The sequence below is a fragment of the Micromonospora sp. C97 genome (assembly GCF_018070385.1).
Classification (GTDB): domain Bacteria; phylum Actinomycetota; class Actinomycetes; order Mycobacteriales; family Micromonosporaceae; genus Micromonospora; species Micromonospora parva.
On the sequence record NZ_JAGPXU010000003.1, the window covers coordinates 323,130 to 336,105 of the forward strand.

General features: G+C 72.3%; 14 protein-coding genes and 1 pseudogene. 13 read left to right on the forward strand and 2 right to left on the reverse strand.

Going from position 1 to position 12,976, the window contains the following annotated elements:
* Nucleotides 1-112 precede the first annotated feature (112 nt).
* Nucleotides 113-577, forward strand: coding sequence for a hypothetical protein (locus KBX26_RS07865; protein WP_030332298.1), 465 nt, complete (start codon nt 113-115; stop codon nt 575-577).
* Nucleotides 578-626: 49 nt separating this feature from the next.
* Here KBX26_RS07865 and KBX26_RS07870 read toward each other — a convergent pair whose 3' ends face one another.
* Nucleotides 627-3,026 carry a glycoside hydrolase family 65 protein gene (locus KBX26_RS07870; protein ID WP_210865034.1) on the reverse strand — a complete coding sequence of 800 codons (2,400 nt, stop codon included), beginning with the start codon at nt 3,024-3,026 and terminating at the stop codon, nt 627-629.
* Nucleotides 3,027-3,194: 168 nt separating this feature from the next.
* On the opposite strand from KBX26_RS07870, the gene KBX26_RS07875 reads away from it, so the two are divergent.
* Nucleotides 3,195-3,824: a phosphatase PAP2 family protein gene (locus KBX26_RS07875; protein ID WP_210865035.1), complete on the forward strand. Its 630-nt coding sequence runs from the start codon at nt 3,195-3,197 to the stop codon at nt 3,822-3,824.
* A gap of 31 nt (nt 3,825-3,855) precedes the next feature.
* Here KBX26_RS07875 and KBX26_RS07880 read toward each other — a convergent pair whose 3' ends face one another.
* Nucleotides 3,856-4,533, reverse strand: coding sequence for an A24 family peptidase (locus KBX26_RS07880; RefSeq protein ID WP_210865064.1), 678 nt, complete (start codon nt 4,531-4,533; stop codon nt 3,856-3,858).
* A gap of 594 nt (nt 4,534-5,127) precedes the next feature.
* On the opposite strand from KBX26_RS07880, the gene KBX26_RS07885 reads away from it, so the two are divergent.
* The 11 genes and pseudogenes from KBX26_RS07885 (at nt 5,128) to KBX26_RS07935 (ending at nt 12,962) form a co-directional block, all read left to right on the forward strand.
* Nucleotides 5,128-5,694, forward strand: coding sequence for a hypothetical protein (locus KBX26_RS07885; protein WP_210865036.1), 567 nt, complete (start codon nt 5,128-5,130; stop codon nt 5,692-5,694).
* Nucleotides 5,688-6,611, forward strand: coding sequence for a hypothetical protein (locus KBX26_RS07890; RefSeq protein WP_210865037.1), 924 nt, complete (start codon nt 5,688-5,690; stop codon nt 6,609-6,611). Before KBX26_RS07885 ends, KBX26_RS07890 begins: the two co-directional genes overlap by 7 nt.
* Nucleotides 6,608-7,270 carry an SAF domain-containing protein gene (locus KBX26_RS07895; RefSeq protein ID WP_030332281.1) on the forward strand — a complete coding sequence of 221 codons (663 nt, stop codon included), beginning with the start codon at nt 6,608-6,610 and terminating at the stop codon, nt 7,268-7,270. Before KBX26_RS07890 ends, KBX26_RS07895 begins: the two co-directional genes overlap by 4 nt.
* A gap of 2 nt (nt 7,271-7,272) precedes the next feature.
* Nucleotides 7,273-8,073 (forward strand): ParA family protein, encoded by an 801-nt coding sequence (locus tag KBX26_RS07900; RefSeq protein ID WP_030332279.1) that lies wholly within the window; start codon nt 7,273-7,275, stop codon nt 8,071-8,073.
* Entirely contained in the window at nt 8,063-9,598 is a 1,536-nt protein-coding gene (locus KBX26_RS07905) for a CpaF family protein (protein WP_210865038.1), read from the forward strand. Before KBX26_RS07900 ends, KBX26_RS07905 begins: the two co-directional genes overlap by 11 nt.
* A pseudogene (locus tag KBX26_RS07910) lies at nt 9,559-10,505 on the forward strand (type II secretion system F family protein). Before KBX26_RS07905 ends, KBX26_RS07910 begins: the two are co-directional and overlap by 40 nt.
* Nucleotides 10,505-11,374, forward strand: a complete 870-nt coding sequence (locus KBX26_RS07915) for a type II secretion system F family protein (RefSeq protein WP_030332275.1) — start codon at nt 10,505-10,507, stop codon at nt 11,372-11,374. Before KBX26_RS07910 ends, KBX26_RS07915 begins: the two are co-directional and overlap by 1 nt.
* A gap of 25 nt (nt 11,375-11,399) precedes the next feature.
* Nucleotides 11,400-11,603, forward strand: coding sequence for a hypothetical protein (locus tag KBX26_RS07920; RefSeq protein ID WP_030332273.1), 204 nt, complete (start codon nt 11,400-11,402; stop codon nt 11,601-11,603).
* A gap of 17 nt (nt 11,604-11,620) precedes the next feature.
* The gene (locus KBX26_RS07925; protein ID WP_030332271.1) at nt 11,621-12,052 is read left to right on the forward strand and encodes a TadE/TadG family type IV pilus assembly protein; all 432 of its coding nucleotides are present in this window, start codon (nt 11,621-11,623) and stop codon (nt 12,050-12,052) included.
* Nucleotides 12,049-12,516 (forward strand): TadE/TadG family type IV pilus assembly protein, encoded by a 468-nt coding sequence (locus tag KBX26_RS07930; protein WP_030332270.1) that lies wholly within the window; start codon nt 12,049-12,051, stop codon nt 12,514-12,516. Before KBX26_RS07925 ends, KBX26_RS07930 begins: the two co-directional genes overlap by 4 nt.
* Nucleotides 12,513-12,962: a pilus assembly protein TadG-related protein gene (locus tag KBX26_RS07935; protein WP_030332268.1), complete on the forward strand. Its 450-nt coding sequence runs from the start codon at nt 12,513-12,515 to the stop codon at nt 12,960-12,962. Before KBX26_RS07930 ends, KBX26_RS07935 begins: the two co-directional genes overlap by 4 nt.
* Nucleotides 12,963-12,976 lie beyond the last annotated feature (14 nt).

Genomic DNA, 12,976 nt, shown 5'->3' on the forward strand with positions numbered 1-12,976 from the left:
AGCGGTCAGCCGCGTAGCGACGACCCGCTGACCCCTCGTGTCGTTGATCCGGCTGCGCCCATGGTCACCGCTGACCACGGTGGGGGCACCGACTCAACGAGGAGGGAAGCCGATGACCGCTCAGCGCGAAACCGTGCAGGTCGACAACGACCTGTTCCGCGCCGTGTACGACTCACCCGCGTCACTGCCCGGCCGACACCGCTGGACCACCCCCGAGTCGGACGTCCGGCGGCTGGAGAAGCTGCTCGGCATGCCCGCACGCAGCATCGGCGCCCCGCTCTGGGTCAGCGGCGACGAACCCGACTGCCCGAAGTGCCGCCGGCGGATCACCTGGTATGACATCGTCTCGTCGGCCCTCTCCGGCCTGCACGACAAGACCATGATCGCCACGGTCATCCTCGGCGAACGCAAGTACGTCAACACCGAGATCCCGGACGCCATCGCCGGGGTGCGCTGCTCCGACTGTCACACCGCGATCGACGGTCTGCGCAGCTTCAAGTGCCACAACTGGGCGTACGCCTTCGAGGACCTGGCGGCCGTCCGCGAACGGATGGCAGGTGGTCCCGCGCCGATCTGAGCCGAGCAACGGACCCGAGACCACCGCGCGACAACACCAGCGAGGCGGCTCAGTCGGCCGAGCGGCGGGTGGGGCGGCGGCCGGGCGGGGAGGGCGGTTCCGGGCCGGGGTCGGGCACCGGCGGCATCGGCCGGGTGACCGGCTCGGTGCCGGTGACCCGCAGCGACTCGCCGTGGTGCCACAGCTCGATCTCGGCGTCGCCGGTGGCGTCGGGCAGCTCGTAGCGGGCCTCCGTCGGAGTCAACGTGACCCGCAGCCGGTGGCCGCGCCAGCGCAGGCTGAACGCCAGCCGGTCGATCCGGCGCGGCAGGCGGGGGTCGAAGGAGAGCACCTCGCGGTCGTCGCGCAACCCACCGAAGCCCTGCACCAGTGCCAGCCACGCGCCGGCCAGCGAGGCCAGGTGCAGCCCGTCGGCGGTCTTGTCCCCCAGGTCGGCCAGGTCCTGCAGCACCGACTCGGCGAACAGGTCGTACGCCAGGTCCAGGTGCCCGACCTCGGCGGCCAGCACCGCCTGCGGGGCGGCCGACAGCGACGAGTCGCGGACCGTGCGGGCCTGGTAGTACGCCAGGTTGCGCGCCTTCTCGTCGGCGCTGAACTCACCGGGGCGAAGTTGCATGGCCAGCACCAGGTCGGCCTGCTTGACCACCTGCTTGCGGTACAGCTCCAGGTACGGGAAGTGCAGCAGCAACGGGTAGTCGTCGTCGCCGGTGTTCGCGAAGTCCCACTCGGGTTGCTCGGTGAAGCCGGCGGCCTGCTGGTGCACCTCGCGCTCGCTGTCGTACGGGATGGCCATCGCATCGGCGGCGGCCCGCCAGCCGGCCACCTCGTCGCGGTCCACGCCGAGCCGGCCGGCCACCTCCGGATGCCGCTCGGCGGCGTCCGCCGCGCCGCGCAGGTTGCGCCTGGCCATCAGGTTGGTGAAGACGTTGTCGTCGACAAGCGCGGCGTACTCGTCCGGGCCGGTCACGCCGTGCAGGTGGAAGCCGCCGTCGCCCGACCAGTGGCCGAAGCCGTGCCAGAGCCGGGCGGTCTCCACCAGCAGTTCCAGCCCCGCCTCGGCCAGGAACCGCTGGTCGTCGGTGGCCGCCACGTAGCGCAACACCGCGTCGGCGACGTCGGCGTTGACGTGCAGCCCGGCGGTGCCCGCCGGCCAGTAGCCGGAGCACTCCCGGCCGCCGATGGTGCGCCACGGGAAGGTCGCGCCGGTCAACCGCAGCTCGGCGGCCCGCTCCCGCGCCTCGGGGAGGTGGGCGTGCCGCCAGGTCAGCGCCGACCGGGCCACCGCCGGGGCCAGGTAGGTGAGCACCGGCAGGACGTAACTTTCGGTGTCCCAGAGGACGTGACCGTCGTAGCCGTTGCCGGTCAACCCCTTGGCCGAGATGGTCCGGTCGCAGTCCGGGCGACCGGCCTGGATCAGGTGGAACATCGCGAACCGAACGGCCTGCTGAAGCTCCGGATCGCCGTCGAGCCGCACGTCGGCGACCTGCCAGGCCGCGTCCAGGGCGGCGCGCTGGTCGGTGAGCAGGGCGTCGAAGCCGTCCGCGCGGGCGGCGTCCGCCTCGGCGGTGACCAGGGCGGCCAACTCGTCGGCGGGCGTCTCGTCGACCGCCGCCCACTCGTAGGCGGCGAACTTCGTCAGCCGCAACCGCTCCCCCGGGTGCAGACGACCCGTGACGGTCAGCCGTACCCGGTCCGGGGTGCAGTCGCCGGTGGTGGTCACCGTGTCCGGCCCGTCCAGCAGGTGGCTGACGGCGACCGCGACGCGTTGGCCGCTGCGCTCGGTGCGGTGCACCAGCACGCCGTCGAGGCCGGTCGCCTGGTACGTCTCGGCGGTCAGCGGGTCGGTGGGCACCGAGGCGGCCCGAGGGTCGTCCGAGCGCTCCGGCACCTTCTCGTTTGCCAGCAGGTCCGAGCAGACGCGCAGCTCGACGGCGGTGTCCAACGGCTCGACCTCGTACCGGACGGCGGCCACCGGGCGACGCGGCAGGGACACCAACCGGGTGCTGCGCAGGCGCACGCCCCGACCGGCGGGTGAGATCCACTCGGTCTCCCGAGTCAGCACGCCGGTGCGCAGGTCGAGCACCCGTTCGTGGCGGCGCAGCGTCCCGGTCCGGAGATCGAGTGGCTCGTCGTCGACCCAGAGCCGGATCAGCGCGGCGTTCGGTGCGCTGATGACGGTGTCGCTGGCCGACGGGAACGCGTACCCCTCCTCGGGGTAGCTCAGTTCGCGCCGCTCGTGCAAGCCGTTCACGTAACTGCCCGGCATCCCGCACGGGGCACCCTCGTCGAGCACCCCGCGCCAGCCGATCCACCCGTTGCTCAACGCGAAGATCGACTCGGTCTCGCCGAGCCGGTCCTGGTCGGCCGCCGTGCGCCGGATCCGCCAGGTCTCGTCGTCGGCCAAGCCGGCGGTGGACTGCGGTTGATCGGTGGTCGAACCGGTTTGCACGAAGTCTCCTGTCGGCCGATGTCCTGCACCAGCCAACCAGAGCCGGCTGGACGAATCCTGGACGAAGGTCGGCAAAGTCACTCGACCTTCGACAGCGGCAGTGCCCTCTGCCGCGTTCGTAGGGTGTCCCCCAGGTGAACGAGGTATGAACGTGAAGTGAGGTGATGCATGGTCGACAACGGCAGCGTTGACGTTCCGGAGATCAGCGCCGAGTGGTACCGCGACGTCGTCGACGCCGCGGCCGGCAGCCCAGAGCCGGTGCAGTGGTTCGTCGGACACGCCACCGAGGGGGTGATCCTGCTGCTCGGCGCGCTGCTGCTGATGGCCGCGCTGAGCCGCCGCTCCGGCGGCTCGCACGACCGGGCACTCGCCCTGGTCGCGCCGCTGCCGGCCATCCTGGCGTACGTGGGCAGCGAGTTCCTCAAGACCGTGGTGGACGAGGAGCGCCCCTGCCAGACCATCGGCCGGGAGATCATCGCGAGCGCCTGCCCGCCCCCGGGCGACTGGTCGTTCCCCAGCAACCACGCCACCATCGCCGGCGCGCTGGCGGTCACCACGTTGCTGCTCTCCCGCCGCCTCGGCCTGGTCGCGTTGCCCCTGGCCGCGCTCGCCGCCTTCTCCCGGGTCTTCGTGGGCGTGCACTACCCGCACGACGTGATCGCGGGGGTGCTGTTCGGCGCCCTGGTCGCCGTGGTGATCACCCCGTTGCTGGCCCGCCCGATCGGCGAGGTGCTGCGCCGTCGGGCCGACCGTCAGGACAGCCCGGTCCCCAAACTGGCCGGCCGCTCGCGACAGTGACCGGCGACCCGGCCGGTCGCCGCCCGCCGGGTCAGGCCGCCAGCAGGACGGCACCCACCGTGCCGAGCAGCAGGAACGGGCCGAACGGCATGTGACTGCTCCAGTTGGCTCGGCGGGTGGCCAGCAGGCCCAGACTCACCACCGCGGAGAGCCCGAAGGTGAGCAGCATCCCGAACAACAGCACCGGCCAGCCGTACCAGCCGAGCAACGCCCCGACGCTGAGCGCCAGCTTGGCGTCGCCCAGCCCGAAGCCGCGGCGGCCGAGCAGCACGGCGGTGCTGGCGAAGAAGAGCGCCAGCCCGGTGCCGCCGGTGACGGCCCGCAGCCAGTGCCCCGGGTCGGCATCGAGTGCGGCCACGCCGAGCAGCAGCCAGGTCCCGGCCGCCGCGGGGAGGGTGAGCCGATCCGGCAGCCGGTGCACGGCCAGGTCGACGAGGATCGCCGGGATCGTCCAGCCGAGCCACCAGATCAACGCCGGCAGCGCCCCGCCCGACGGGCCGCCGACCGCCAGCAGCACCACCGCCGCGAGCACGGCCACCTCGACGGTGCCCGGCGGTGGGCCGACCCGGGCGCGGCAGTGCCCGCACCGGGCCGCCGGGCCCAGCGCCGGCCAGGGGCGGGTCAGGCCGACCGGCGCGCCGCAGGCGTCACAGCCGGTCCGGCTGGGCAGACCCGGGGGTACGGCGTAGCGCAGCGCGGCCAACCGCATCAGCGGACTGACCGCGAGGATCGCGAGCACGGCCAGCCGCGACCTCGCCACGGTGAACACGGATCGTGATCGAGGGCTCGCTGTGGTGTGACGGATGGCGCGGAAAGCGACCTGCCGACCTGAGCCGGCGGGGCTGCTTTCGACCGCTTCGGCGTCGGGCGGGGCGGCCCGCTGATCGGTCGGCGACCCCGTTCGAATGCCGGGATGACGCCACGATGTCCCACTCCCGCGCCCCGTGGCGAGACTCCGATGAGCCCGTTCGACCCAGCGACGTCCCATCAACAACGACCTTTCGCTCGGCCTTCGCTCCGGGCGCGGTGCGAACACCCGCCACCACCACCTGTCATCACGCAGAGTGTTCACTTGAATTGCCTCTGTTGCATTGGCGAGCGTCAGCCTATGCTCGCCCCTTGGGTGTGACGCAAGCCTCACCTTCACCATCGGACGACACAGGAACCTGAATTCGCAAAAGATCCGTAACGGTGAATGCCGAAGCGCAATGAACGGCTCCGGATGTGCTGATCCGGGCGCGCTTCCGCATGCCCGACGGCGGTGAACAGCCACCGCCCCGGGCGACCACGAGGAGGCTCGACGGTGCGCGGACGGCAGCTCAGACGAGCGGCAATCTGCCTGCTGGCGATCGTGGCGGCGATACCGGCCACCGCCTGCGCCAGCGGACGGGGAACGGTCGAAAGGCCGACCCCGGTACGCGACGACGGGCACCGGACCAATCCCGACGTCGATCGGCACGCTGCCGAAAAGGCGGCGCTTGACGCGTACTCCGGTTATCTCACGGCCTCCCGTAAGGCGGGCCAACGCAGTGATCCGCGTTCGCCGGAACTGTCCCGGTTTCTCGCTGATCCACTTCTGACTCGGGTCCGGGTGTCCATTCGCGAGGCTAAGGAGCACGGCGCCATGCGTACCGGAACGGTGAAGTCCGACCCGACCGTGACCGCCGTCAGCCTGGACGCGAAACCGGCCACCGTGGAGATTCAGGACTGTCTCGACACGACCGGCTACCGGCTGGTCTACGCCAAGGACAAACGTCCCGTGCCGGGCAGCGGCGGCGGCCGGCACCTCTCCACCGCCACCGCAACCCGGTACCCGGACGGCCGCTGGTTGATCAACTATGGCGCGACGCACCGGGACCAGCCGTGCTGACCCGGCCCGGGACAACCCGGCGGGCACTCGCCGGGATCGGCCTCGCACTCCTGCTGGTGCTCGGTGCCACACTGCCGGCCACCGCCGCTCGACGGGCCGACCCGGGGGCCGGTTGCCCGCCCGATCAGCCCGACTGCAGCGTCTGGGACGACGAACCCGGCAACCCGGGCGGTCCCGGCGGCGGAGACGACGGTGGGGGTGAAGACGGCGGTGGCGGCGGGGGCGGTGTCTGCCAGTGGAACGGGCGGACCATTCCCTGCTACGACGAGGACCTGGGCTGGTTCAACAACGGCGACGGGTGCTACTACAAGCTGACCGAGGGGCCGACCGAGCCACCCGAGGGCGAGCAGTGGTACCTGCAGACCTGCAACGGCGGCGACCTCGGTGCCCAGGACGTGGTGACGCTGGCCGACCCGCCGGCCGGCTTCGGCGCACCGCCGAACCCGGAGGAGCTGGCCCGCCGCGCCCTGGCGTCGATCAAGCTGCTCCCGGCGCCGCTCAGGGTCGCGCCCCGCAAGAGCATCGGCCCCGGACTCGTCGGCCTGCCCGTGTGGATGTGGGCGGCACCGAGCACCAGCTACTTCGGACCGCTGACCGCGTCCGCGTCCGACCGGGACGTGACCGTCTCCATCGAGGCGAAGGTCCGCGAGATCGTCTGGGACATGGGCAACCAGGAGCAGGTCGCCTGCGACGGCCCCGGCACCCCGTACGACCCGAAGGGTGACCGGGCCGGCGGCACCTCCCCGGACTGCGGCTACGACAAGGGCTACCAGAAGGCCGACACCTACCAGGTCACCGCCACCACGTACTGGACGGTGACCTGGAGCGGCGGCGGCGAGAGCGGAGTGATCCCGGTGACCCGAAACAGCGGCACGGTGCCGATCCAGATCAACGAACTCCAGGTGGTGACCCGATGAGCCTCGCGACCCGCAACGGGACCGGATCCGTGGACGCGCCCGTCAACCCGCCCACTGTGGTCCGCCAGCGGCGGGTCCGCCCCGGGCTCCTCGGTCTCGCCGTCCTCCTGATCGCCCTGGGCGGGCTGGGTGCGGCATTCGCGGTCACCTCGGTCCGGGCCACCGGCAGCTATCTGGCGGTGGCCCGCCCGGTGGAGGTGGGCCGCGAGATCAGCGCCGCGGACCTGGTCACCGTGCAGGTCGCCGGCGGGCAGGGGCTGCGCCCGGTGCCCGCCGGACGGCTCGACGAGGTGGTTGGCAAACGGGCAGCTGTCGCGCTGCTTCCGGGCACGCTGCTCACCCTGGGACAGGTCACCGACGACCCGCTGCTCGGCCCCGGCCAGCAGCAGATCGCGCTGGGTCTGAAGACCGCCCAGGTGCCGGCCCGTGAACTGCACCCCGGCGACAAGGTCCTGCTGGTCAGCACCCCGGACACCAGCACCAACGGAGACCCGCCCGCCGCCGCCGGCACCCGGTTCCCGGCCACCGTCATCGACATGGTCAGCCCCGGCAACGACGACAAGGTCCTGTACCTGGCGCTACTCACCCGTGACGTGCCCGCCGTGGTGGCGCTCGCCGCACAGGAACGGCTCGCCGTCGTGCTGACCGAGGCGGCCTGAGCATGGCGATCATCGCGCTGGTGTCCGCGAAGGGCTCACCCGGCGTCACCACCTCGGCGCTGGCCTGCGCGCTGGCCTGGCACCGACGGCTGGTGGTCGCCGAATGTGACCCGGCCGGCGGCTCGATCCTCGCCGGCTACCTCGGCGGCCAACTGGACGGCCCACGCGGCATCGGCGAGCTGGCCGTCGGGGAGCTGCGCGACGGCAACCTGGAGACCGGGTTCTGGTCGCAGCTGGTCGACCTGGACGCGCCCCACCGGGAACGGCTGCTGCTGCCCGGCCTCGTCGACCCCGCCCAGAGCGGCAGCGTCACCCCGCTCTGGCAGCGCTTCGCCGACTACTTCGACGCCCTCGACCGCGGCACACCCGGCTACGACGTGCTTGTCGACTGTGGCCGGTTGCACGTGACCGGGCCGCCGTGGCCGGTGTTGCGGGCCGCGTCGGTGGTGCTGTTGGTGACCCGGGCGCACCTGCCGGACCTCTCCGGCACCCGCGCGGTGGTCACCACCATCGAACGGGACTTCGCCGAGCACCGGGTGGCCCCCGGCACCCTGCGGCTGCTGCTGGTCGGCGACGGTCACGGGCGGGCCGAGATCAGCCGGGCGCTGAAGCTGCCGGTGATCGCACGGCTGCCGCACGATCCGCGTACCGCCCGGGTGCTCGCCCTGGGCGGGACCGTGCGCGCCGGTCGGCCGCTGATGCGCGCGGCGGCCGCGCTGGAGGTCCCGATCGGGGCGCTCCTGGAGCGGCGACGGGCCCGCCTGGCGTGGCCCGTGCAGCAGGGGGTGCCGGATGCGGTTTGAGCCGGTCTCCACCGATCCGCGCCAGCAGCCACCCGGCGTGACCTCGACCGCGCCGCCACTGGCCGTGCCGAACGGCCGGCACCACCAGTCCGTGCCGCAGCCGATGCCCGCGGTGACCGCGCCGCCGGAGCCGCCGCCCCGGCCGCGAATGGACTTCCAGGTGGTCCGGGAGCTGCGCCGGGAACTCACCGAACGGCTCACCCTCTGGCAGCGCGGCCGGGAGTTCACCGTCGACGAGGAGGACACCGAGCGGGCCCGCCTCGCTGTCACCGTCGTCGCCGCGTACGCGGACTCGGTGCGCCGGGCCGGTACGCCGATGGCCGCCAGCGAGGAACGTCTGCTGCTCGACCAGGTGACCGCCGAGTTGGTCGGGCTCGGCCGGCTACAGACCCTGCTTGTCGACGACACCATCGAGGAGGTGCACATCCTCGGCTGCGACCAGGTACGCATCACCCGGCACGGCGGTGGGGTGGACTGGGCCGAGCCGATCGCCGACAGCGACGCCGAACTGGTGGAGATCCTCCAGGCGGCGGCCCGGCGGGCGGGCGCCACCGAGCGCTCCCTGTCCACAGTGAAGCCGACCCTCGACCTGCAACTGCCCGACGGCAGCCGGTTGGCAGCGGTGTTCCTGGTCAGCCACCGCCCGTACGCGGTGATCCGCAAGCACAACACCCTGGACGTGAGCCTCGACGACCTCGCGGGCGCCCGCAACGACCTGGACGAGATGATCGACCCGCTGCTGCGCGACTTTCTCCGCGCGGCCATGCGCGCCGGTCTGAACATCATGGTCGCCGGGTTGGCCGGTGCCGGAAAGACCACTGTCATCCGGGCGCTGATGAACGAGATCCCACCCGACGAGCCGTACGTGCTGCTGGAGGAGAGTCGGGAGCTGCTCCCGGCCCGCCGCCGGGAACGGCACCGGGCGGTGATGAGCTTCGAGGCCCGGGAGGGCCACGGCGAACGCGGCTTCGACGGCCGCCCGGCCGGTGAGGTGACCATCGCCGACCTGATCCCGCTGTCGCTGCGGATGGGCGTCCTGCGGATCATCGTGGGTGAGGTGCGGTCCCGGGAGATCGTGCCGATGCTCCAGGCGATGACCACCAGCCGGGGGTCGATGTGCACCATCCACGCCCGTACCGCGGCGGGTGTGGGTGAACGGATCGTCGAGCTGGCGTTGGCGCACGGCCGGGAGATGACAGTCGACCAGGCCCGCCGGATGGCCGGCAACGCGCTCGACCTGATCGTCTACGTCACCGTCGAGGACGAGACCGCGATCGGTGGGCGCAAACACCGGTTCGTCTCTCATGTGGAGGAGGTGATCGGGGCCGGCGAAGCCGGTCGGATCACCACCACCACGGTCTTCGGGCCCGGCCCGGACGGTCGTGCGGTCCCCCGGCACCTGCCGGAGCGGGTCCGTGACCAGTTGCTGCGGGTGGGTTACGACGCGCGGCTGCTGACCCGGTGGGTCGAGGCCGGTGCCGGCGCGTGGCGGCGGCCCCGGCAGACCCGACTGGCCCGGCGGTGACCTGATGCTCGGCAGCCTGGAACTGATCGCGGTGATCTCCGGGGCCGCCTGTGTGGCCGGGTTGCTGCTGGCCGTGGTCGCGCTGGTCGGCACCCGCCGGCCGCCCGGGCCGACCCCGGGCGGCGGCCCGGGGCTGAGCCGACTGTGGCGGGGGCCGGGCAGCACTCCGGCCGAGCAGCGGGCCTACCAGGCGCTGCTGGTCGCCGCGGTGGCCGCCGGCGCGCTGGCGTTCCTGTTGACCGGTCTGCCAGTGGTGGGCCTGCTGGTGGCGGTGGCGGTGCCCGGCACCCCGTGGCTGTTCGGGGTGGGCAAGGCCGAACAGCGGGCGATCGCCCGGATCGAGGCGGTCGGCGAGTGGACCCGCCGACTCAAGGACGTCTCCGGCACCGGGCAGGGTCTCCAGCAGTCGATCATCGGCACGATCGGCAGCGTGCCACCCGGCATCGAGGACGAGGTACGGCTGCTCGCCGCCCGTCTACAGGCCGGCTGGCTGGCCCGTTCCGCGCTGCTGGCGTTCGCCGACGAGATCGCCGACCCGGTCTGCGACCAGGTGGTGGCGGCGCTGATCCTGCACCTGTCGGACCGGGGTGAGCGGCTGGGTGACGTGCTCGGTTCGATCGCCGGCGCGGCGTCCGCCGAGGTGGCGACCCGTCGGGAGATCGAGGCCAAGCGTACGCAGCCCCGGTTCGCGGTCCGCTTCCTCACCGGAATGACCCTGGCGACCCTGGCGTACGGGCTGATCAACATCGAGTACATCAAGCCGTACGGCACGCCGGTGGGTCAGCTGGTGATGGCCGCCCTCGGTGCCGCCTTCATCGGCCTGCTGGCCTGGGTGCGGTCGATGAGCCAGCCGCGACGTCCGGCCCGGTTCCTGCCGGCGCCCGACCCGGCCGAGGTGATCGCGTGATCGTGAACTGGCAGTTGGCTCTCGCGGTCTGCGGTGGCGCCGGGATCGGTCTGGGTGTTTTCCTGGTGGTCCGGGAGCTGGTGCCGGCGACACCGGCGCTCGGGCCGGCGCTGCGCCGGCTACACCAGCCACCGGGCACCGGCCGGGTCGCCACGCCCGCGTCCCGGCGGCTCGACTCGCTGACCGGGTTGTCCCGCTGGTTGCGACCGCCGCAGCGGCAGCTGGCCCTGATTGGTCAGACGCCCGAGCAGTACGCGCTGTCGGTGCTGCTCTCCACGCTGATCGGGCTGGCCACGCCGACGCTGCTCGGGGTGACGCTGTGGGCGCTCGGCGTCTCGTTCCCGCTGGTGGTGCCGGTGCTCGGCAGCCTGGGCCTGGCGCTGCTGGGCGGTCTGCTGGCGCACCGGGCGGTGCTGACCAAGGCGGATGCCGCCCGTGACGAGTTCCGCCAGGCCGTCTGCACCTACCTCGACCTGGTGGCGTTGCAGCTCTCGGCGGCGCACGGGCCGGTGCAGTCGCTGGAGCGGGCGGCGGCGGTCTGTGACGGCTGGGTGTTCGACCGGCTGCAGGAGTCGCTGCGGATCGCCCAGATGCAGATGCACGCGCCCTGGGACGAACTCCGCGACCTCGCCGACAAGGTCGGCATTCCGGAGTTGGGGGACGTCGGCGCGATCATGCGCTCGTCCGGCAGCGAGGGCGCGCAGGTGCACGAGACGCTGCGCAGTCGGGCCGACTCGCTGCGCGACCAGATCCGCACCGACAACCTCACCCGCGCCGAGGGGGTGACCAGCAAGCTCGACATCCCGGGCGCGCTGCTCGTCTTCGTGCTGCTCGGGTTCGTCCTCTATCCGTTCATCACCCGTGTCTGACCCCACCCCCTTGAAGGAGAACGCGATGTCCATCCTCAGCTATCTGCACGTCGTGCTGACGACGCGCCTGGCCGAGTTGCGCCGCGACGGTGAGCGGGGCGACAGCCCGGTGCCCACCGCGGTGATCATCGCCGGCCTGGTCGCCGTCGCCATGGCTGTCACCGCGTTGGCGCTGACCAAGGCCAACGACTGGATGACCAAGATCCCGGGCTACTCGCCCCCGAAGTAGCCGGCGTGAGTCGAGCAATGTCGTCGAGGTGGAGCCGGGCGGTCACCGCCGCCCGGCACCCTCTCGCGGCCGACGACCGTGAGCGGGGGGCCAACCCGGTGGAGCTTGCCGTGATGATGCCGCTGATCCTGGTGCTGCTCTTCGCCTCGATCCAGGTCGCGGCCGTCTTCCTGGCCCGCTCCACCGCGTTGAACGCGGCGCAGAGTGGCGTCAACGCGCAGCGGACCTATGAGGCGCCCGACGGCGCCGGGGTGGAGAGCGCCTCCCGCTTCCTGCGAGCCGCCGGTGGCTGGCTGGTGGGCTGGGACAAGGCCGGCCCGACCTGCGTGACCAGCCCGACCGAGGTGACCTGCACGGTGAGCGGCCGCTCGCTGTCCGTGGTGCCCGGCGTGGACTTCGCGATACAGCAGACCGCCCACGGCACGGTGGAGAGGGTGACCCCGCCATGACCCGGGCCGCCGAGCGGGGCTCGGTCTCCATCGAGGTGGCGGTGCTGGCGCCCGCGTTCATCGCGCTGATGGTGCTGGCCGGCGTGGTCGGGCGCAGCGCGGTGGCGGCGGAGGCGCTCGACGCGGCCGCGCACGACGCCGCCCGGGCGGCCTCGATCTCCCGCAGTTCCGCCACCGCCAAGACGGCGGCGTTGGAGGCCGCCCGGAAACAGCTGGACTGGCACGGCCTGGCCTGCGCCAACGACCTGGAGCCGACGTTCACCGGCTCGATCGCCGGCAAGGACTCCGGGTTCGACGACGCCTTCAGCAGCTCGGTCGGTACGGACGCCACGGTGACGGTGACAATCAGCTGCCGGGTGTCCTTCCGGGACATCACCCTCGACATCCTGCCTGGGATGACGAGTGAACGGCTGATCACCGGGCAGTTCACCTCCCCGCTCGACCGTTACCGGAGTCGGCGATGACGGCCACCACGTCGGCCGCCGGGCCCGCGCGGGCAGGTGAGCACGGCCGGGTGAGCATCTTCCTCGCGGTGACGATGATCGGCGTACTGGCCATCATCGGTCTCTCCTTCGACGGCGCCGGTCAGCTCCGCACCCTGCAACGGGCCCAGAACCTGGCCGCCGAGGCGGCTCGGGCCGGCGGTCAGGCCATCGACCGGGCCACCGCCATCGAGGGCGGCCCGAAACGGATCGACCAGCCGCAGGCACGCGTGGCGGTCGCCGACTACCTGGCTGCCGCGAAGGCCGCCGGCCACACCGTGAGCTTTCCCGAGGTCGACGGGGAGATCCTGATCCGGGTGACCGTCTCCATCACCTACCACCGCTCGATGCTCGGACCGTTCGTCCAGGACAAGACGGTCACCGTCACCGGCGAGGCGACCGCACGTGCCATCACCGCAGCAGCGTAGGAAGGAAGGCAGCC